The following is a 22668-nucleotide window of genomic DNA, read 5'->3' as shown; positions in this document are numbered from 1 at the left end:
ATTAACACCAAAATGAGGGAAAAGGCACTCCTGTTTGATTTAAAAGTAATCTGTGTATTAGTTTTATTTTTATTAGGCCCGATTTCTGCTTATTCACAAAAGAATAAGAAAAAAGAAAACACTACCGAAACAGCAAAAGACACAACTTCTTCTAAAAAAGGAAAAAAATACAATGACCTTGTAAAAAAGGGAACTGTAAAAAAGGGACTATTCAATATCATTCAAGTTAAGACTGATGTTTATTTTGAAATCCAGGATAGTTTATTCGAAAGAGAATTTCTTGTCGTAAACAAATTATCTCAGGTTCCTTTTGAAGTAAATGACGCCGGATTAAATAAAGGAATGAATTACGAAAATAAAGTAATTCGTTTTTATAAAGATACAATTGCAAAGAAGGTATGGGTAAAGTCATACGTTCCTAAAGTCACTTCTCCAAAAGAAGATGTCATAACAGCTTCGGTAAAAGACAATTTTTCTGAATCAATTATCGAAGTTTTTGACATTGAGACCAAAAACAATGATTCGACTTCGGTTGTCATTAAAGTCAATAAAATCTTTGATGGTAAACAGAAAAGTTTTAACGATGTTCTGAGCAATATTAGCTTTGGAGGTTCTGTAAAATCAGACTTGTCTTATATCGAAAACTTAAAATCATTTCCTAAAAATGTGGTGGTAAAATCGCAGCTAACTACTTCTGTTAGTGAAGGTGGCCCTGCATTATCTGTAACGCTTGGCGTAACCAGTAATATTGTTTTGTTGGATAAAGTACCAATGAAACCACGCTTTTCTGATGAGCGTATTGGATACTTCTCAGAAAAACACTGGTATTTTGCCGATGCTCAACAGGCATTGTTGGAAAAAGAACTAATTACCCGTTGGAAATTAGAGCCTAAAAAAGAAGACGAAGAGCGTTATCTAAAAGGCGAATTGGTTGAGCCACAAAAACCAATCGTTTATTACATCGATCCTTCTACTCCAAAACAATGGAGAAAATATATTATTGACGGAGTGCATGACTGGCAAATTGCTTTTGAAAAAGCCGGATTTAAAAATGCCATTATTGCCAAAGAGCCAACAGCTGACGATTTGGATTTTGATGCAGATGATGTACGCTATTCAGTTATTACGTATGCTGCTTCGCAAAAATCAAACGCGATGGGACCATCAGTTGTTGACCCGAGAAGTGGTGAAATAATTGAAGCTGATATTATCTGGTGGCACAATGTAATGACTTCTTTGCAAAGCTGGATGCGCATACAAACCGGACCAATTGACCCGAAAGCAAGAGGAAATACTTTTAGTGATGAACATATGGGAGAAGCCATTCGATTTGTGTCTTCTCACGAAGTAGGTCACACTTTTGGACTGAAACACAATATGGGTTCTTCTTTTGCGTATGATGTTGAGTCGTTACGTTCGAAAGAATTCACTGCAAAAATGGGTGGAACTGCTCCTTCTATTATGGACTATGCCCGTTACAATTACGTAGCACAGCCGGAAGATAATGTTACCGCTATCACTCCAAAAATCGGTGAGTATGATAAATATGCTATCGAATGGGGATACAGATGGTATGCTGCCAACGAGAACGAAAAGTTAAAACAGAATGCTTTAATCGCTTTACACCAAAACGATCCGATCTATTTTTATGGTGAGCAACAAGATGGAGGAAATTTAATTGACCCTCGCTCTCAATCTGAAGATTTAGGAAACGATGCTGTTAAAGCCAGCGAATATGGTATCAAGAACTTAAAACGTGTGGTTGATAATATTTTAAACTGGACTTACGATAAAGATCAGTCGTATTATGAAACTGCCAAATTATATATCGGAACTATTGGTCAATGGCAAATGTACAACCGTCATGTATTAAACAATATTGGTGGTGTTTATCTAAATGTAACAGTACATGGTGATAACAAACAAAGTTATATTCCAGTTCCTGCTTTGATGCAAAAAAGAGCAGCAGATTATTTGGTTAAAAATGTACTTACGATCCCACAATGGTTGTTTTTCAATCCAATATTAGATAAAACAAATCCATTGAAAGATTCTCCTTTGGGACCTTATGAATATACGCCGTATACCTTGTCAAGAGAATTGCAATATGGCATTATGTACGATTTGTTTAGCGATGACCGTTTACTAAGAATTACTGAAAACGAATTGTATCAGCGTAACGAAGCCAAAGAAAAAGTTTTTACGGTAAATGAGTTATTCAGAAAAATACACCAACAGGTTTTTGCTCCAACGATCTTAAACAAATCATTATCGATTCTGGAACGTATGACGCAAAAAAACTATGTAGATGTGCTGATTGTTTCAACAAACAAATTATTTGAAAAAACAGAACCTAAAAAAACAATAGAGGTACTACAAACCTTAAGCATGCCACATTTATGTACTTCTCTACAGGAGGAAAAAATGTCGCGTAACATCAACCAATCATCCTTAAAAAGAGTTACAGAAGTCACTTCTGATAAAAAAGGAGAGCTTGCAAAAGTACTTCAACTTATAAAAAGTAAAAAGAATACCGGAGATCAATCGACACAAAATCATTATAGCGATTTGATACAAAGAATTGAAAAAGCATTAAGTAACACAACCTTTTAATAAATAACCCCCGAAAACATGAAAAAAATTTTACATGCCTTACTGCTACTCCTGGCCATCGCAGGATACTCGCAGGAAACCCGAACCATTACGGGAATTATACTCGATGAAAATGATAAATCTCCAATTCCAGGAGTTTCTATTTTCGTCGAAAACAACTCGATTTCCAACAAAACTTCTATGGCGGGAATCATTCAAACTTCAACAATTGGAACTACTTCTGATTTTGATGGTAAATTTCAATTAAGAATAGCCAAAAATGTTACTGCCTTGAGAGTTACTTTTATGGGATATACTTCTTATACTTTAGAATTATCACCATCTCAAAAAGATTACACAATCAGTTTAAAATCTGAGACTGCAAAACTTCAAGAAGTTGTGGTAACAGGATACCAAAAAATTGAGAAAAGAAAGCTTACTTCAGCCATTACAAAAATCGACATGTCTGCTATCCAGCAAACAGGGGTTTCGAGTATTGACCAGTTATTAGTTGGACAAATTGCCGGAGTTGCTGTTAGCACACCATCGGGAGCACCGGGAGCACCTGCAAAAATCAGAATCAGGGGTACTGCCTCTTTAAGTGGTGCACAAGATCCGTTATGGGTACTTGATGGTTTACCATTAGAAGGAAATGATATTCCTAAAAACTTTGACAAAGACAATATTGATGTTTTAAACAACTATTCTATTGCAGGTTTAAACCCTGACGATATTAAAGATATTACGATATTAAAAGATGCTGCTGCAACAGCTATTTATGGAGCACGTGCTGCAAATGGTGTAATTGTAGTAACTACTAAAAAAGGTAAAGCCGGTAAAATGGTGGTAAGTTTTAATACCAATACTTTTATTACACAAAGACCTGAATTTTCTAAATTGAATTTGATGAATTCTTCTGAGAAAGTAGATTTAGAACTTTATATGGCAGGACGTTCAGATTTAACGTATAGAGACACCGGTGGTGATATAGCTCGTATCCTTAACGGATCGAATGAATTAGATGCTTTCAGAGCCGGTGGATTCTCTTCTTTGAGTCCAAACACACAACAATCGATCAACAGTTTAAGAGGCAACAATACAAACTGGGGTAATTTATTATACCAAACCGCTATCAATACACAACATGGTTTAAGTTTATCCGGTGGTGGAGAAAAATCTGATTACTACTTCTCGCTAGGTTATTATGATGAAAAAGGAACTACTATTGGAACTGGTTTCAAGCGTTACAACGTAACCTTAAAAAACAATTACCAAATAACAGACAAATTCAAAGTGGGTGTTAGTATTTTTGGTTCTCAAAACATAACTACCTCTTACTTAACAGATTCTTACGCTTTTACAAGTCCGTCAACGTACTCCAGAAACGTAAACCCGTACTTAACTCCATACAATGCTGATGGAAGCTACAAATACGATCAGGATATTGCAGGATATTCAGATCGTCGAGTACCTTTTAATTTCATAGAAGAAAGAGAAAACACTTCTTACGAATTAAAAGCAAGAGCCTTAAAAGCCTTATTTGATGCTGAATACAAACTTACCAAAAGTTTAAAAGTAACAAGTCAATTAGGTTTACAATTAGACAATACCGCTAGTGAGAAATTCGCCGGTAAAGACACTTATTATACAAGAAACTTAAAAGAAAAAACGAGCTACTTCAGTGGTGGTAATCAACTTTATTTTCTTCCGGTTGGTGGTGTTATCCAAAACACCAACTCAGACTTTTTTCAGTACAACCTGAAAACAATGGTGAGTTACGCTAAAACTTTAGGAGGAAAACATGAAGTTGAAGCAATGGTTGGTAATGAATTAAGAAGAAATTACAACACAACGATCGCTACTAAAGGTTTTGGTTTTGATGAGAACAATTTAACTACACAGCAAATTGTTTTCCCAAATGCTGGTCTGGCTAAAGAATCAGATTACAGAACCTACGCTAAATCTAAAAACGAGAATGCTTTTGCATCATTCTTTGCAACGGCTGCTTATACCTACAACAGAAAATACAGCTTCTTTGGAAGTGTTAGATATGATGGTTCTGATTTGTTTGGTGTAGATCCAAAATACAAATATTTACCTCTTTGGTCAACTTCTGCTTCATGGGCAGTATCTGAAGAAGATTTCTTAAAAGACAATCTAACGATTTCTAACTTAAGACTTCGTGCTTCATATGGTTTACAAGGAAATATTGACAAAAACACTTCTCCTTATGTAGTAGGTACAAACAGTACGGCCATTATCCTTCCAGGACAAGCAGAGCCTACTATTAATGTTACCAGTCCTCCAAATGATAAATTGCGTTGGGAAAAAACAGAAAATACCAACTTCGGTATGGACCTTGGTTTATTTAACAACCGTATTAGCATTGTTACTGATGTCTATGGAAGAAAAAGTACAGACTTAATTGGTCTGAAAGCACTTCCGTTAGAAAATGGTTTTGAGTTCACTAACATGAACTGGGCACAAGTAAGTAATAAAGGTTTCGAGATTACTTTATCTACAAGAAATATCGACCGTCCAAACTTTTCTTGGAATACAAGTATTAACTTCTCTCACAACAAAAGTAACGTAGATCGTCTGGCTGTAAGAGACAATAGTTTCTTACCAAATCAAGAAGGTTACGCTGTAAATGCTGTATTTGGTTTTAAAACAAACGGTATTGACGAAAATGGTTATCCGTTATTTGTAAACAAAAAAGGAGAAACTGTAAATGCTCAAACTTTCTTTGGTTTATATGACGTTTGGGGAGATTTCTTTCCTGGAGAATTTGCTGACTCAAAGTTAACACCTACTGAATTTAGAGACTTATTTGTTTATTTAGGAGACAGAGACCCTAAGTTTACAGGAGGTTTAACAAATACCTTTAGAGTAAATAATTTTGATCTTGCCATCGCTGCTTCTTTTAATATCAAACAGACCGTTACAAGAACTCCTCCATACAACGGAACACAAGTTGACAGAGGACAAAATTACAGCAGAGATATCTTAGATGCATGGTCACCGACAAATACCTCTTCTAACTTACCTGGAATTACGAGCAAGACATCAGGTACAGGAGATTCATGGATGGCTTACCAATATTTTTCGACAAGGAATCCAATACCTACAATGAACTACTTAGACACATGGACCAGTGAAATGAGTTATATGAGATTAAGCAGTGTTCGTTTAGGATATACATTCCCAAAGACATTTACAGATTACATAAACATTCAAAGTATCAGACTTAATGTTGAAGCAAGAAACTTATTCGTAATCAGTTCTGATTACAAAGGTTACTTTGACCCGGAAACCTTCGGAAATATTTATGCGCAACCTGTTCCTAAATCATTCACTTTAGGATGTAATGTAACTTTCTAATAAAATTTAAAGATGAAAAAATTCTCAAAATATATAGCCCTTTTTGTTGCAGTACTTGCAATAACAAGCTGTGATAATTATCTCGATGTTACCCCTATGGGCCGAGTTATTCCGGAAACATTAGATCAATATCGTGCCCTTCTGACCAGAGGATACAACACTTACCCACAGCACAAATCATTAACTGCAGTTCGTACTGACGAATTAATTATGGATGAATTTGGAGATGAAATTAATCTCTACAAAGACATTTATAACTGGAACGATGCTAACCCGGATCGTTTTACACAAACTTTTCATTATCAGGATTTATATACTACTATTTTTTACACCAATGTAGTCATTAATGATGCATCCTCTAAGCTAGATAATTCTCCTGAAAAAAATCAATTAATAGGAGAAGCTTATGCTTTAAGAGCAATGGCCTATTTTGATTTGATTAACCTTTTCGGAAAACCTTACAATCCTGCAACTGCTGCATCAGACAAAGGAGTTCCATTGGCGCTTGAAATTGACTTAGAGCAGGTTTACATACCTCAAAGTGTTGAAGTAATTTACAATCAAATTATTTCTGATACTGATAAAGCAGGACAATTAATTAACAAAGATACTCAGGCAAAAGGTATTAATTACCGTTTTTCTAAAGTTGCCTTATATGCTTTCGAAAGCCGTCTTTATTTGTACATGCAACAATGGCAAAGATCTTTGGATGCTGCTAATAGAGCCTTGGTAATTAATAACAATCTTGTTGACTTAAAAGCAACTCCGGTTCTTCCAAATAAATACGATTCAAAAGAATCTATATTAGCTTTAGAAGAAGGATATATGACCGGTCTTCAACGTGCTACTTATGCTTCGACAGACTTACTGACAGCCTACAACAGAACAGCAGATTTACGTTTCCCTCTTTTGTTTGTAGCAAGCGGAAGTAAATTCAAAATTCAAAAAGGAGCCAATATCGACCAAAAATGTACTTTCAGAACCTCTGAATTGTATTTGACAAAAGCAGAGACTTTATTAAAATTAGACAAACTTGCCGATGCCAGAACAATTGTATTAAGCTTTATCAAAAACAGATATACTGCGGCTGGATACACACAACTTGAAACTGCAATCAATACAATGAATGCTACAGATTTAAACACTTTAATTTTACAAGAAAGACAACGTGAGTTTGCTGTAGAAGGACAACGTTGGTTTGATTTGAGAAGAACCTCTCAAAAACAAATCGTTCACACTTTGCATGGTGAAACTCACACTCTAATACAAAACGATCCACGTTATACCATTCTTTTTCCGGCAAACGCGAGATTAAACAATCCCAATCTATAATGCCTATTTGTTTTCTAAAAAGTCCAGTTTCAAAGCTGGACTTTTTTTTTGCTTAAAACGGAAGAAATAAAAATATCCTTATCTATTTTTATCTTCCTGACAATAAAACAGAATCACTTAAAAATTTCGATAAAAAAACAATCCAATTTTATTAATTATTAAGCGTAACTAATATATTTGCAGAGCCAAATACCAGCTTCTTTGATACAGAAGCATCATTAACCTTACATTCAAAAGAAGATGAAAATTGCCATTGTTGAAGATGAGTATCTTGCATCGAGTTTTCTGAAATCTATTTTAGAGCAGCAAAATATTTTACAGATAACAGAAATCACTATTCTAAAATCCGTAAAAGAAGCCGTTCTTTTTTTTACCGGAAATCCTGTCGACCTTGCCTTTATGGACATTCATCTCGGCGACGGAAAAAGTCTTGAGATTTTCGAAAGAACCACGATCGCCTGCCCTGTTATTTTTGTTACCGCCTACGATTCTTATGCGATAACGGTCTTCAAACATTTTACAATCGACTATCTTCTGAAACCTTTTGAAGAGCAGGATTTATTGGAAGCACTCGAGAAGTTCAAAAAAATAAAAACCACTTTCAATAGCGATGCTACCCTACAATCCCTTGTTGCTATCGAAAATCCTGAAACCAGTAAAGTACAGCGCCACTTTTTGGTCAATCACGGTTATAAACTTATTTCGATCAACGAAAATGATGTTACCTATTTTGTAGCCTCCGGTAAACATCTTTTTATTTATGCAAATTCAGGGAATAGTTATTTGTACAACAATACACTTACCGATATTATTCACAATCTGGATCCGGTGATTTTCTTTAAAGTTAACCGCAAATACATCGTAAACAGAAACATTATAAAAGAAGTCATCAAACATTCTAATCAAAAAATAGAATTGAAACTTACGACTTCTCCCTTAGAAACTGACCCTATAATTATCAGCAAAAAAGAAATCAATAACTTTAAAAACTGGCTTGATCAATAAAGCACTGCAAACCGTTTTTCTGAGAAAAAAAATGTAATTTAAAATCCGGCACCTCTAAGGCAAGTTCCAAATCCCAAAAAACTTCTTAAAAAAGTTAAATTAGCGTTATAGGAATCATAAAACTGAGCCTCAGAACCAGCAAAGTAGCTTTTCACTTTTCTTTATTATTTATATTTGAGACACAAAATTCAAATGAAAAAGAAAATGCCACAAATAAGATTTTATCCAAACGAAGAATTCAAAGAAATAGAAATAAACGCCTCATTACAACTTAGATATGCCATTTCGAACAGAGGCCGATTAATTAGCTTTATAGACGAAATGGAAAATGGTCGCCTCTTAAAAGGAGGCCTGAGTGACGGCTACCCTACTTTTAGATTTAAAGTCAAAAAAGACGACAAAATTATCAACAAATACCTGTTTTTGTATAAACTGGTTGCGCACTATTTCATTCCAAAAGAATCAGAAGAGCAAACCTATGTTTTGCACTTAGACTACAACAGAAGCAACGACGACAGCAACAATTTATGTTGGGCGACAAAACCCGAAATGATGGCACACAGTCGTAAAAGCCCACGTGTAATTCAGGCCAAAAAGAATCTGATCGAGCACAACTTAAAAGCCGACGGAAGAAAACTGACCACTACGAAAGTCATGTTAATCAAAAAAATTCTGGCCAGACCTGAACAAAAAACACGTCTGAAAATGATCGCAAAACAGTTTGGTGTAAGCGAAATGCAAATCAGAAGAATCGCCAGCGGTGAGAACTGGGGACATATCAAGGTCTAGTTTTTTTGTCTGTTTTACCGTGAAATGTAAATTATAAAAATGTGATACCCCAACTGTCAGGCTGAGCGAAGTCGAAGACCTTTTAACCACAAAAGAGCTTCGACTCCGCTCTCCTTGGCAAACGATACCATTCAACATCTGATACTATACTGTACACAACTCCCCTTCATTAAGATTCCCATTTCACGTCAACCATTTCACAAATCGCAATTCACATTTTACCTTTATAGTCCTTTTTTTAAAATAAATCCTTAAATTCGCAATCACAAATAACAAAGAAATTGAAAATGAGTTTCGGATCTATAAAACTTCATTTTCGGTAGTACTATTAAAAGCAAAAAAAATGAAATACGACGTTATTGTTTTAGGAAGTGGTCCTGGTGGATATGTAACAGCTATTAGAGCTTCACAATTAGGTTTTAAAGTAGCGGTAGTTGAAAAAGAAAACTTAGGTGGTGTATGTTTAAACTGGGGATGTATCCCAACAAAAGCATTATTAAAATCGGCTCAGGTTTTTGATTATTTGAAACATGCTTCAGACTACGGATTAAAAGTTACTGAATTCGACAAAGACTTCCCGGCAGTGGTACAACGTAGTCGTAATGTTGCAGACGGAATGAGCAAAGGAGTTCAGTTTCTAATGAAAAAGAACAAAATTGACGTTATCGAAGGTTTTGGAAAACTAAAACCAGGAAAAAAACTGGACGTTACAGACAAAGACAATAAAGTTACCGAATATAGTGCAGATCATATTATTATTGCTACAGGAGCACGTTCTCGTGAGTTACCAAACTTACCACAAGATGGTGTAAAAGTAATTGGATACCGTCAGGCAATGACCTTACCAACACAACCAAAATCTATGATCATTGTAGGTTCAGGAGCCATTGGTGTTGAATTTGCACATTTCTACAACTCAATGGGAACAGATGTTACTATTGTAGAATTTATGCCAAATGTAGTACCGGTAGAAGACGAAGATATCTCAAAACAATTTGAAAGATCTTTGAAAAAAGCAGGTATCAAAGTAATGACTAATTCTTCTGTTGAAAAATTAGATACCACAGGTGCTGGTGTAAAAGCAACTGTAAAAACAGCTAAAGGAGAAGAAATCCTTGAAGCAGACATCGTACTTTCTGCAGTTGGAATCAAAACAAATATCGAAAACATCGGATTAGAAGAAGTTGGTATTGCTGTAGACCGTGATAAAATTCTGGTAAACGCTTACAACCAAACTAATATCCCTGGTTACTACGCAATTGGAGACGTTACTCCGGGACAAGCTTTAGCTCACGTAGCTTCTGCTGAAGGAATCAACTGTGTGGAGAAAATTGCAGGTTTACACGTAGACCCAATTGACTACGGAAACGTTCCGGGTTGTACTTACGCAACTCCAGAAATCGCTTCTGTTGGTTTGACTGAAAAGCAAGCAAAAGAAAAAGGATACGAATTAAAAATTGGTAAATTCCCATTCTCAGCTTCAGGTAAAGCAAAAGCTTCGGGTAATTCAGACGGATTTGTAAAAGTAATCTTCGATGCTAAATACGGAGAATGGTTAGGATGTCATATGATTGGTGCCGGAGTTACAGATATGATTGCTGAGGCAGTTGTAGCTCGTAAACTCGAAACTACAGGTCACGAAATCTTAAAATCTATTCACCCTCACCCAACGATGAGTGAGGCGGTTATGGAAGCTGTTGCAGATGCTTACGGCGAAGTAATTCACTTGTAAAAATACCCGCGTCAGGACGACGACGGTTATATATAATTTTCAATTAAAAATCCGATTTGTGTAAAGCAGATCGGATTTTTTTTCTGTCGTTTGTTTTAAACCGCAAGGGTCGCAAAGATTTTTTTGATATGCGAGCCTTTATAAAAACGCAAAGTTCGCAAAGCTTTGTCTAAAAAACTTTGCGAACTTTGCGTAAACCCCTGCGCACTTAGCAGTTAAAAAGATTCCTGTTAAGAAGACTTTGTAATTTCAAAATTTGTGTTTAACGGGAAAATATCGCACCTTTAATTTCCAGCCGCAACTAGCCTTAAAACAGTAACGATTAAATTGTTCGAGAATAAAAAAAATCATCTCAATAAAAACATATCAATAAATGAAAATTAAATATTCTATTTTATCAGGATTAATCTTTGCAGTTATTATGTTTACTTACCTTGCGTACACTGTCAAAATAGACATTGCAATTATTGTTAGTGTCTTCATTTTAGTACTCTCACCTATTCTTTTTTACTTCAAAATATTTTCAAAAATTGATTTCTCAATTAAATTTCAAGACATTGACAAACAACTCGTAATTTATCACGGAATGACAAATCATTTTAAAGATGGTATAGCAGTTGGAGGAACACTTTACCTAATGAGTGACAGGCTAATTTTTCAAACCAATTTAATAAACTACATAAAACGACATGAACAAATTATACTTCTAAATCAAATCGAAGCAGTTGAATTTGTTAAGACAATGGGTTTGGTAAGTAATGGAATACTCATAAAAAATAAAAATAGTCAAGAAGAACAATTTGTCGTTAACAAAAGAGAAGTTTGGAAAGAGCACATTGAAAAATATTTAGTTTCGGATAGTAGACATTAAAAAAAAATAGAGCGCTAACAACCGTTAGTAATCATCAACCCAAACTTAGACACAAAACCTCCGTGAGAAAAAATATAAAAATAGGATTTTCGGAGATTGGCGGAATCTACATTGGAGAAGACATTCAAACTGAGCAGCACTTGCATCATGCTATTACCATAGCCGTTTCGTTTTCAGAAAAATTTCACTTTGAATCCGGACAACAGAGTGTTTTTTGTTCAGGAATAATTATTCAACCCAATGCCATTCGAAAATTCATCAATCCGTATAAGAGTTATGTTGCTTTTATTCATATTGATCCGTTTTGTAGTCAGGGATTCAATCTGACAGACAAAAGCGAAACTTTCAAAGAACTATCTCCTGCTCAAACACAAAACATCCTTGAAATCTTAAGGAACTGGTTTTCCGTCAATGAAAATAATGAGAAACTAACCGAAGAATTAATTGTCCAAATTGCTGCGAAAATCGGAATAATATCCAACACAGTTAAAATGGATTCACGAATTGTACAAGCTATTGATTTAATTCGGAAATCAGAAAAAAGTACTCTCAAGCATGTTGCAGCATCAAACAATTTATCTACTTATCGACTCTCCCATCTTTTTAAAGAACAAACCGGAATGTCGTTTAGAGAATTTGTATTGTATTCCAAATTGATAAAATCTTTAAAAGCGATATGCGACAATCAGAATTTCACACAATCTTCCTACTCAGGCGGGTTTTCTGATCAGGCACATTTTACAAGAACTTATTTTAAAGCTTTTGGCATTTTACCTTCGCGAAGTGTAAAATAGCAACTCCGTTCAATTTTTTGGTCTAACTAATGTCAATCTTTGGCAAAACATAAAATATGAAAACATTAGTTGCTTATTTCACCATTAAAGGCAGAACAGAAGAAGCCTTAGAATTTTACGAAGAATGTTTTAACGGAAAAACAACGTTTGTACAACGGTTCTCTGAAACACCTTATCAAGTTTCGGATAGCTACAAAAACAAAATTGCTCACGCCGAATTTAAAGCCGAAAATATTCATTTTTATATCTCAGACGGATTTGAAAAAGAGGATGTAAATTATGGAAATGGTATCGGAATCACTATAAATTTTGACAATCCCGTTGAACATAAATCGGTATTCGAAAAACTAAAAGTTGACGGGAATATTACTTCTGACTTTTTTGAAACGACCATCGAAACCAATTTGGTTTGTGTACTGGATAAGTTTGGAATACATTGGTATCTGAACTATATAAAGGTATAAATAATCTGTCACCAACAGCCACAGGATGAGATTGGAGTTGCAATGAAATTAGCATTTTTATTCCTATATTCGTTGTAGCGAAAATATTCGGCTTCGAGATCTCCAACCTCGCCTGGTGCTAAAACGAAAGTCGTGCGCACTTATAAGCAACGAATATTACAGCTAATTATATCATTTTTTGAAAAAGAAAAACCATGAAATTTAATACATTACTTCCAAAAGAATTAGCCCCATTTTATAATGAGGAATTAAAAAAATATCAAACTGAATATACTGCCAATAATTTAAAAGCTGCCTGGAATCATCTGGAAAGAGCCCATATTATAGGGCAAAAATTTCCGATTTCGCATACTTATGTACACTGGAAGATGTTACAATTCGGATTCAAAATAAAAAGTAAAAAAGAAATTCTTGGACAAATTCCTCGTCTGATCTTTGGTGGTATAAAATCATTTGTAGGCAAAATTCCCACAGGAAATCCCGGAGGCGCCAATGTCCCTCCTTTAAAATCTTTTCCAATTGAAGAAGAAATAAAAAATATATTCCATAAAGCAGGTGTAAGCTATAATTGAGATTACAGGGAGAAAAGATCATACAAAACCGTAGGTAAGATTAGCATTATAGACTTAATCTGAAGAGAATTTTGTATTTCAAAAACTTGTTTTTAAAGTAAAATATCGCATCTTTAATCCCCAAAAGCACTAATTACCAAAACAGTAGCAACGGGTACACCCCACAACACGTTAAAATTGAGCAACCAAAAACATAAAATGAATGAGACATTTATTTTTAATCTTTTTACTTACACTGACAAGTTTAACAACAGTTTTTGCGCAACAAACCAATCCTGCTGACACTATATACCGTATTCAGGACAGCGTTTTAATACCTACAAAGAGCGGAATCCCGATCTCGGCAATTATAGTTCGTAAAAAAACAAATGTTCAACCATTGCCTGCGGTACTTTTTTACACAACCTATTATCAGGGAGCCGGTGATGCTATTCTTGGCAAAAGATCTGCCGACAAAGATTATGTCGGAATTGTCGCTTACGCCCGTGGTATCAGAGGCGACCTCAAGAACTATGTGCCCTATGAACACGAAGGAACGGATATCTATGACATTATAGATTGGATTAGTAAACAATCATGGTGTGATGGAAAAGTTGGAATGTTGGGAGGCAGTTATACCGGTTTTTCGCAATGGGCAACCGCAAAAAACATTCATCCCGCACTTAAAACCATTGTGCCACAAGTAGCAATAATGCCCGGTTTTGATGTGCCAATGGAGAATAATGTTCAAAGCAATATCGCATTAAACTGGCCCTATCAAAATATATACAAATCGCAGGGCATAAGCAAAAATTTGCCTTTTGAATGGTTTGAAAAAGGAAGTTCCTACAGGAGTTTAGACAGTTTAGCCGGAATTCCAAATCCTATGTTTCAAAAATGGCTGCAACATCCTGCTTATGATGCCTATTGGAAATCAGTAGTACCAACACCACAGGAATACGCCAAAATAAACATTCCGGTTTTATCTACAACCGGATATTATGATGGTGCTCAGATTAGTTCTTTACAATACTTCAAACGGCACAACCAATACAACAAAAATGCCAACCATTATCTTGTAATTGGTCCCTATGACCATTGGAGTGGACAACGAAAAGCAACTCCAAATCTAATGGGCTACGAAATAGACAACGTTGCCAACATTAGCATGGGGGATCTCGCTTATCAATGGCTTGATTATATTCTAAAAGACAAACCTAAACCCGATCTGTTAAAAGACAAAGTCAACTTTCAGTTAATGGGGAAAAACGAATGGAAACACGTTCCCTCATTAAACAAAATAAATAACGACACCCTAAAATTGTATCTCAACACTAAAACTTTGACAGTCAAAAAACCAAAACAGAAAGGTTTTGAAATCCAAACTGTTGATTTTAAAGATCGTGAAAATCAAAACAACTACTACACACCCAAAATTATTATTGATACACTAGATGTAAGCGGTGCTTTGGTTTTTAAAACAGACCCTTTTGAGAAAGAATTTTCAATAAATGGCTCCTTTCTTGGCAATCTTTATGCAACTATCAATAAAAAAGACATGGATGTTTCATTGGCTTTATACGAGATACTCCCAAACGGAAAATATTTTTACTTAACGCGATATGTCGGCAGAGCCAGTTATGCAAAAGACAACGCCAAACGACAATTGTTAGAACCCGGCAAAAAAGAAAGCATTCCTGTCAACAACACCCGATTTATAAGCAAGCAAATTAGTAAAGGTAGTCAGCTTTTAATCTTGGTAAACATCAACAAACACCCATTTGATATTATAAATTACGGCTCAGGAAAAGAAGTCGTAGACGAAAGTATAAAGGATGCTGGCGAACCGTTACAGATAAAATGGCATAACGACAGTTTTATAAAAATTCCGATATGGAAGAACTAATTCGACTAATATAAACTGACCGCAGTAACTAATGATCATTTAAAGTATTTTTGTTTTAAGCTCAATCTAAAATTACATTCTACTAAAATTTAATCCCCCCTTATTTACTATTAAAAATCACCAAACGACTAGACATTACAAGACATTTCATGAAAAATCTACAAATTAAGATACTTCTTCTATTTTTATCTTTTTATATCATAAGTTGTCATTCACAAAAGAAAATAGAAAGAGAAAATCAATCAACAATTTATAAAGTCACAGAAGATGATATAGAAATGAACAAAGCTATTGAGAAAGCAAAACAAACTCTTGATAGTTTTGATTATGCTTTTAAAAACAATAACCGCATTTTTACTTTTTTTGGTTTAAAAAAGAGGTTTGAAGAAAATGGAAAAATAGAACATATTTGGATCGGGAATATTCAAAAATTTGAAAAGGGAAAATATATTGGCGTAATTGACAATTTTCCGGAAATAATAAAAGGTATAAAACTTCTTGACACTGTAGAAATAGAAAAAAAAGATATTAGTGATTGGATGTATATACAAAACTCTGAATTACGCGGAGGGTATACGCTTAGGCTTTTAAGAGATCGTATGACAGTAGAAGAAAGGAAGAAATTTGATGCTCAAAGTAGAATAAAAATAAAATAAAAACCTTATTTTTAAATTCATAAAAAGGTAAGTCTAAAATGAGTGCAAACGAAAAAATATCCAACAAGAAAGGAAATTGGTATATCGCAGAAATTATTGAAAAACGAGAGCCTTTTAACAATAACAAAGAAAATGATTTGCGACGGGTTGTAACTTGGGGGAACTTCCACTTAATAAAAGCCGAAAGTCCAAAATTAGCTTATGAAAAAGCTGTTAAAATAGGAAAAGATGGTGAAATTAATTTTACCAATTCTGACAACGTTGAAATGGAATATACTTTTGTCGGAATTGCTGATTTGATTCCAATCTATGAGGACAATATTGAAGACGGAAGTGAACTAATGTGGACAAACTATGGATCAATAAGCAATCGAAAATCAGAAAAGTTTGTACGCACCGAGGAAGATATTTTACAAAATATAAAGTTAAAGAAAGATTAAAAATATCTCTTTAATCTGGTTGGGATTTTAAAGGATTAGTGTTTTTTCATAAAATAAAAAGCTCAAAAAAACAGATTAACAATTACTAAAAAAATAACCCCTCCTGAAAAATGCCCTCAATAAAAAAAATAATTTACTCCTTCCTCTTTCTTTTCAGTTTATCATTGATTGGACAAAACAACGATTCCAAAAAAGACTACAGAATTGAAATAATGACCATTGAGAAAAAGACGAAAGACACTATAATAGGATCATTTTTCGAAATATACTCCGGCAATAAAAGAATCAAAGCAGAATGTTGCACCAATTTTGATGGCATTGACATTTTCACTCTTAATCCAAAAGACATCGTCAAGAATCGTATTGACATAAAAGTTTATGGTCTAAAGTGTAAACCTTATAAAAAGAAGTTTTCGATTAAAGACGATCTGAAAACCACTATTTACCTCAAATACGGAAAAACCGATTACAACAATCCCAAAGAAGACTTTGACAGGATGTACAAAAAGTTAAAGATACAACCCGAACCTATTGAATGTGGGACAGTTGAATAAAACAAAATCAAACTCCTTCTCTTTTTTACATTTTTCAAAACCATTATAATGAAATACAGAAAGTACATCGCAACGACATTCCTATTTGTTTTTCTCTATCTGTTCTTCACTTCCACATTCTTGGAAAATCTCTGGGGATGCCTAATTGATCCCAATTACTACATCCCAAAACAATCCAATGTGTTTGTTTTTAATAGTATAGTTATGGAAAACGGTTCTAGTGATGCATGGATTTATGGAGAAGACGACACTAATTATTACTATAATGCAGGAATTAAAAAAGAAGAAATAATTGCGATCTCTAAGGAACAATCCAAAAAATGTCTGGATTTTAATGTCCAAAATATCAATTCTTGGTGTTTATAACCCATTGTTGTTGTAGAGATGCACAGTAGAGATGCAGAGTAGAGATGCACAGCAGTGCATCTCTACTATTTAATTATTTTTTTCTCATATAATTCATCAAATATCAACTGATCAACCAATGAGGAATTTGCTTTGTCTTTAAATTCTAACCAAGCAAAACTTTCTATTTCATTACTGGCTTTCAATTCACCAACATAGTCAGCAAAATAACAAATCATACGTACATTTACACCTTCCGGATGTCCGTGTGCAGGCGCTTCAAAAGTGCCAAAAAACTGAATCGTATCCTCATTCAATGTAACATTAAGTTCTTCTTCAATCTCTCTTTTTAAACAATCAATATCTGATTCGTCAGGTTCTCTCTTTCCACCAGGGAAAAAAAATGCGTTTTTATTCTTTGAGATGGTACTCAGAACCTTGTGATCATTTACGTGAATCAAAGCCACTTTATCAATAAAATCAGGCATACTATAAAATTAAATTTGACCTCAAATATACTATTAATTAAAAAAAATGCTAAAAGAGAGCCGGTATTTTAATCCGATTTATTCTTCTTTTTTCGTTCGCTCGGCTTCTATGATTCCATTTATTTCTATCACAATCTTCTATGAAGTTCGTTGCTCTTTTTTTCTAATACCAGTCCTGCTCTGCGAAATCAACGAAGATGAAATGATTGTTGCATCTCAAAAAAAATTAAAAAATACTCCGATTTTAGTGCCTTATAAAAAATCGAATATAAATTAATTTTTAACAGTTATTGACAGACCTAATTACAATAATAAAATGCTAATTTTGCGGCACCCAAATTAACTACACCTCATGAAAAAAATTTTAATTCTTGTAATTTCTTTAGTTTTCCCTTATGTTCTGTTTGCTCAGACGAAAACGCAAAATATTTTTGCAAAATCATACAACTATGTAAATGACTTTGAAAAAATTCTGACTCCAAAACAAATAGAAAATCTCAATAACGTTCTAAAAAAAGGGGAAACAAAATCAACTCATAAAATTATAATTGTAACCACTTCTTCCCTAAACCCTTACTCAAACATCTCCGATTATACGCTGGATTTGGACAAATATCTAATCAATGACTTAAAGGTAAATGCTTCCATTTTAATTATCATGAGTGAAAAATTGAGACAAATGCGAATTCAGGGTGTTAACAAGCTACACAGCAAGATTTCCGACAAAGAAATAGAAGAAATCGCAGCCAATTTTGTAGTTCCGGAATTAAAAAAGGGAAATTATTACAAAGGTCTGGAAGATGGCATAGCACAAATATTAAAAAAAATAGAATAAACTTACTTCAATTACAGAACTATACAGCTATAAATTGTATGTGTTTTTCAATCCAAAAAATCCGGTCTGTCTTCACAAACCGGATTTTTTTTGATTCTGTTAAATCTTCCTGAAAAACAACAAATAGTAACGATTTGGTATCAAATTACAACTTGATATCTAATAATAATATCCTACTTTTACGACTCCCAAAAACCAAATCTACCCATGAAAAAAATATTTTTCATCATTACAATTTCTGTAATTTTTTTCAACAATTCATTGGCTCAGTCAAAAACAGAAGCGCAAAATATCTTCGCAAAATCCTACGATTATGTAAATGACTTCGAAAAAATTCTGACTTCACAACAAGTAGAAACTTTAAAAGAAGCCTTAAAATCCTGTGACACAAAAACCAACAATAAAATACTGATTATAACCACCCCTACATTAGGTTCTTACACAGAACTTGCCGATTATTCTCTGGAACTCGACAAATATTTGAATACCAATTTAAAGATAGATGCTTCCATTTTGCTCGTAATAAGCAAACAATTGAGACAAATACAAATTCGCGGAGTAGAAAAGTTACGCAACAAACTTAGTGACAAAGAAGTAGAAATCATCCTCTCTACTTTTGTGATTCCTGAACTAAAAAAAGGAGACTATTTTAAAGGGCTGCAAGAAGGAACAATTCAGATTATAAAAAAACTGGAATTATAACCCGTTAACGGTAAAACACTGAAATCAAAAACTGATTAGTTAAAATATATTTTTTACAGCAAAAATCTGATTTTTTCAAATATACGATATCATTAAAAAAAATTGAGCTTTTACTCATCTCAAATCTAAAGAGAAACACATTAAGCGAAATATACTCTAAAATGCATCAAATAAAAATTCTATTACTTATTCTTCTTTTTTATATTTCTCACACTGTTACTGCTCAAGCTGAGAAAATATCGGGAAAACTTGTAATGAACTATAATTCGCAAAAAATTGATCTACCCAAAAAAATATATGCCATTCTAAAATATAAAAATAAAAAAGACAGCATCTTACTTAGTGATACATTTGAATTTGAGTTTAATAATTTACCTAAGGATACTTTTAAGCTTTCTTTCTCAATTAGGAACTATCCAATAAATAAGCTTTATATCATACGACCAAAAGATACTGAAAATTATAAAATTGAAATCCCCTTTACGCCAGTTTGTCCGTACACCACATCAAAGAGAAAACACAAATGTCCAACATGCAAAAAGAGAAATCAAGTTATACCTATTACCTATGGTTTCGTAGTTGGGATAAAATTTATCAATAAAGATAGCCATGAAGTTGACAGAAAAGGAAAAAAAATAAAACCTAAAAAAAACTCCTCCTTTCCCGGAGGATGTGTTATAACAGATTGTCAACCGAATTGGTATTGCGAAAGAGATCAAACAAAATTCTAAATAATGGAGAAACATTATACGTTTTAAAATCGCTTAAAACCATTCCACCACCAACCACATCCAAAACAAAACAATTCCTGTTTTAAATTGTTAAAATCCAAAATACCAATCATAGTTGACACAGCAAAAAATCGTGTCACAAATTGACAATTCCAACGATATAAAATCAGTCTTTTTTTAACTTTTTTAAGTAGGAGTTATCAAATGTTAATTTTAAAAATATTTCATTTTAACAAGAAACATTTGCAGTACGTTTGTAGTATAAACTATAAATAATTATGACTGAAATTACTTCTTATTGGTGGATTTTACTACTTGTACTTTCCATCTTATTTTACAAATTTGTGCTTCGCGTTTTCTTCGGAATGGTGATTGTTCCGGAAGATAAAATTGGTCTTGTAACCAAGAAATTCGTACTGTTTGGTGCCGACAAATCACTTCCCGATGGTAGAATTATTGCCACAAAAGGAGAAGCCGGTTACCAAGCACAGGCCTTAGCTCCCGGATTGTATTGGGGAATGTGGATTTGGCAATACATAGTAGACATGACAAGCTTTACTTTGATTCCCGAAGGCAAAATCGGACTCGTTTTAAGTAAAGACGGAAAAGAAATCCCAACCGGACGTATTCTAGCCCGAAAAGTAGACAGCGACAATTTTCAGGATGCTACTGCTTTCTTAAATAACGGAGGACAAAAAGGACGTCAGACCGCCTTTATTACAACAGGGTCTTATCGTATCAATACGTTCCTGTTTGAGATTGTTATTGCAGATCAAATTAAGATTTACGAAAACATGATCGGAATCGTAACGGCTCTTGATGGCGAACCAATTCCGCAAGGACAAATTGCAGGTAAATCTATCGAAGGACATAATAACTTTCAGGATTTTGACCAGTTCCTTGACAAAGGCGGAAATCGTGGTTTGCAACCTCAGGTCATGCTTGCCGGTTCGTATTACATCAATACCTGGGGAGTTTTGATTGAACAAAACCCAATGACAGATGTGCCAATCGGTTATGTTGGTGTTATAATCTCCTATATAGGTGAAGACGGACAAGACGTAACAGGCGACACTTTCAAACACGGAAATATTGTTTCCAAAGGACAACGTGGTGTTTGGATGGAACCTCTTGGTCCCGGAAAATATGCGCTTAATAAATACACCACAAAACTGGAAGCTGTTCCGACCACTAACCTGGTTTTAAACTGGGCAAATGCACGAAGCGAATCTCATAATTTAGATAAAAACTTATCTACCATTACCGTACGTTCAAAAGATGGTTTCCCGTTTAATCTGGATGTTGCGCAAATTATTCACGTACCGGCCAATGAAGCGCCAAAAGTTATTGCGCGTTTCGGAAGCATGAACAATCTGGTTTCTCAGGTTTTGGAGCCAACGATTGGTAACTATTTTAGAAACTCAGCTCAGGATAGTGACGTAATTTCGTTTTTATCAACCAGAAAAGAGCGTCAAGAATCTGCTAAAAACCATATCAAACTGGTGTTAGACGAATACAATGTAAACGCTGTTGATACCTTAATTGGAGATATTGTACCGCCGGACTCTTTGATGAAAACTCTAACGGACAGAAAACTGGCCGAAGAAGAGCAAAAAACCTATCAAACCCAAAGAATGGCACAGGAACAACGTCAGGGAATGGAGAAAGAAACGGCAATTGCCGACATGCAAAAAGAAATTGTTCGCGCTTCACAAAGTGTTGAAATCGCACAACGAACCGCAGATGCAACAGTAAAAAAAGCGGAAGGTGATGCAACCAGTTTAAAATTAAATGTAAATGCCGAAGCTGAAGCTACAAAAATGCGTGCCAATGCAGAAGCAGAAGCAACCAAAGCCAGAGCCGGAGCGCAAGCCGAAGCTACAAAACTGACAGCAAGTGCTGAAGCTGAAAGAATCTCAAAAACCGGTTTGGCAGAAGCAGAGAAAATTATGGCCGTTGGTAAATCAACAGCCGAATCTTATCAATTACAAGTTGCTGCAATGGGTGGTGATAATTTTACCAAATACAAAGTAACCGAAGAGATTGGTAAAGGAAACATCAAAGTAATTCCGGATGTTTTAATTACAGGAAACGGTGGTTCCGATGGATCTATAAGTGGCCTGCTTGGCTTAAAACTAATGGAAATGATGGACACCGAAAAAAATGTAAAAAGTCCTAAAAAATAATTGATTTCAATTTTATTATTAAATCCGATTTGTGAGAGCAAGTCGGATTTTTTTATAATACAATTAATCAAATCTAACTTTACTATTTTTTACTAAAATCAATATATAATATCTTCATATGTTTACTCTTACTTTGAATGAAAGCTACGAAAGACTTTTTAAATAAGTCATTTACTTTGACAAATCATGTCTTGTCCTGAAATAGGTTTACACAAAAGTGTAACAAAATGGAACGATATACAAAAATATCAACCTCAAAATGGCAATCTAAATACAGTGAAGAATTTAAGAGATTTGTCTGTAATGAATTTTTA

At 34.3% G+C, this 22668-nt stretch carries 20 protein-coding genes; 19 read left to right on the top strand and 1 reads right to left on the bottom strand.

The features are described 5' to 3' along the window. Positions 1 to 12: 12 nt before the first annotated feature. From ACHRV3_RS13680 to ACHRV3_RS13610, 15 genes are all read left to right on the top strand, one after another. Positions 13 to 2613: a zinc-dependent metalloprotease gene (locus ACHRV3_RS13680; RefSeq protein WP_395435222.1), complete on the top strand. Its 2601-nt coding sequence runs from the start codon at positions 13 to 15 to the stop codon at positions 2611 to 2613. 18 nt (positions 2614 to 2631) lie between these two features. Further along, entirely contained in the window at positions 2632 to 5973 is a 3342-nt protein-coding gene (locus ACHRV3_RS13675; protein WP_230002586.1) for a SusC/RagA family TonB-linked outer membrane protein, read from the top strand. A 12-nt stretch (positions 5974 to 5985) separates the two neighbouring features. Beyond that, a complete protein-coding gene (locus ACHRV3_RS13670) occupies positions 5986 to 7305 on the top strand; it encodes a RagB/SusD family nutrient uptake outer membrane protein (RefSeq protein WP_395435223.1) in 1320 nt (439 codons plus the stop codon). A 240-nt stretch (positions 7306 to 7545) separates the two neighbouring features. Beyond that, positions 7546 to 8310, top strand: coding sequence for a LytR/AlgR family response regulator transcription factor (locus ACHRV3_RS13665; protein ID WP_395435224.1), 765 nt, complete (start codon positions 7546 to 7548; stop codon positions 8308 to 8310). A 204-nt stretch (positions 8311 to 8514) separates the two neighbouring features. Next, positions 8515 to 9099, top strand: coding sequence for an NUMOD4 domain-containing protein (locus ACHRV3_RS13660; protein WP_047773783.1), 585 nt, complete (start codon positions 8515 to 8517; stop codon positions 9097 to 9099). A 343-nt stretch (positions 9100 to 9442) separates the two neighbouring features. Then, on the top strand, positions 9443 to 10831 hold the full coding sequence (lpdA, locus tag ACHRV3_RS13655) for a dihydrolipoyl dehydrogenase (RefSeq protein ID WP_047773563.1): 1389 nt from the start codon (positions 9443 to 9445) through the stop codon (positions 10829 to 10831). Positions 10832 to 11204: 373 nt separating this feature from the next. After that, positions 11205 to 11702, top strand: a complete 498-nt coding sequence (locus ACHRV3_RS13650) for a hypothetical protein (RefSeq protein WP_395435225.1) — start codon at positions 11205 to 11207, stop codon at positions 11700 to 11702. A gap of 62 nt (positions 11703 to 11764) precedes the next feature. Next, positions 11765 to 12496: a helix-turn-helix domain-containing protein gene (locus ACHRV3_RS13645; protein ID WP_395435226.1), complete on the top strand. Its 732-nt coding sequence runs from the start codon at positions 11765 to 11767 to the stop codon at positions 12494 to 12496. A 56-nt stretch (positions 12497 to 12552) separates the two neighbouring features. Then, entirely contained in the window at positions 12553 to 12960 is a 408-nt protein-coding gene (locus ACHRV3_RS13640; RefSeq protein WP_395435227.1) for a VOC family protein, read from the top strand. Between the two features lie 194 nt (positions 12961 to 13154). Continuing rightward, the gene (locus ACHRV3_RS13635) at positions 13155 to 13532 is read left to right on the top strand and encodes a DUF3703 domain-containing protein (protein ID WP_395435228.1); all 378 of its coding nucleotides are present in this window, start codon (positions 13155 to 13157) and stop codon (positions 13530 to 13532) included. 202 nt (positions 13533 to 13734) lie between these two features. Continuing rightward, a complete protein-coding gene (locus tag ACHRV3_RS13630) occupies positions 13735 to 15417 on the top strand; it encodes a CocE/NonD family hydrolase (protein WP_395435229.1) in 1683 nt (560 codons plus the stop codon). A gap of 149 nt (positions 15418 to 15566) precedes the next feature. Further along, the gene (locus tag ACHRV3_RS13625; RefSeq protein WP_395435230.1) at positions 15567 to 16073 is read left to right on the top strand and encodes a YegJ family protein; all 507 of its coding nucleotides are present in this window, start codon (positions 15567 to 15569) and stop codon (positions 16071 to 16073) included. 38 nt (positions 16074 to 16111) lie between these two features. After that, entirely contained in the window at positions 16112 to 16513 is a 402-nt protein-coding gene (locus ACHRV3_RS13620; protein WP_047773575.1) for a DUF4288 domain-containing protein, read from the top strand. A gap of 110 nt (positions 16514 to 16623) precedes the next feature. Continuing rightward, complete coding sequence (locus ACHRV3_RS13615; RefSeq protein WP_395435231.1) at positions 16624 to 17067, top strand: hypothetical protein; 444 nt, start codon at positions 16624 to 16626, stop codon at positions 17065 to 17067. A gap of 48 nt (positions 17068 to 17115) precedes the next feature. After that, entirely contained in the window at positions 17116 to 17433 is a 318-nt protein-coding gene (locus ACHRV3_RS13610; protein ID WP_395435232.1) for a hypothetical protein, read from the top strand. Positions 17434 to 17498: 65 nt separating this feature from the next. Here ACHRV3_RS13610 and ACHRV3_RS13605 read toward each other — a convergent pair whose 3' ends face one another. After that, a complete protein-coding gene (locus tag ACHRV3_RS13605; protein WP_395435233.1) occupies positions 17499 to 17900 on the bottom strand; it encodes an NUDIX domain-containing protein in 402 nt (133 codons plus the stop codon). A gap of 352 nt (positions 17901 to 18252) precedes the next feature. Between ACHRV3_RS13605 and ACHRV3_RS13600 the strand changes: the two genes are divergently transcribed. The 4 genes from ACHRV3_RS13600 (at position 18253) to ACHRV3_RS13585 (ending at position 22354) form a co-directional block, all read left to right on the top strand. Continuing rightward, positions 18253 to 18735: a TPM domain-containing protein gene (locus tag ACHRV3_RS13600; RefSeq protein WP_395435234.1), complete on the top strand. Its 483-nt coding sequence runs from the start codon at positions 18253 to 18255 to the stop codon at positions 18733 to 18735. A gap of 207 nt (positions 18736 to 18942) precedes the next feature. Continuing rightward, complete coding sequence (locus tag ACHRV3_RS13595; protein ID WP_395435235.1) at positions 18943 to 19437, top strand: TPM domain-containing protein; 495 nt, start codon at positions 18943 to 18945, stop codon at positions 19435 to 19437. A gap of 161 nt (positions 19438 to 19598) precedes the next feature. Then, entirely contained in the window at positions 19599 to 20168 is a 570-nt protein-coding gene (locus tag ACHRV3_RS13590; RefSeq protein ID WP_230002644.1) for a hypothetical protein, read from the top strand. Positions 20169 to 20446: 278 nt separating this feature from the next. After that, positions 20447 to 22354, top strand: coding sequence for an SPFH domain-containing protein (locus ACHRV3_RS13585; RefSeq protein WP_047773586.1), 1908 nt, complete (start codon positions 20447 to 20449; stop codon positions 22352 to 22354). The last annotated feature ends 314 nt before the right edge of the window (positions 22355 to 22668 follow it).

This window comes from Flavobacterium sp. FlaQc-49 (assembly GCF_044005985.1).
Taxonomy (GTDB): Bacteria; Bacteroidota; Bacteroidia; order Flavobacteriales; family Flavobacteriaceae; genus Flavobacterium; species Flavobacterium cupriresistens.
Note: the sequence above shows the minus strand (reverse complement) of the source record. Positions and strands in the feature narration are given on the sequence as shown.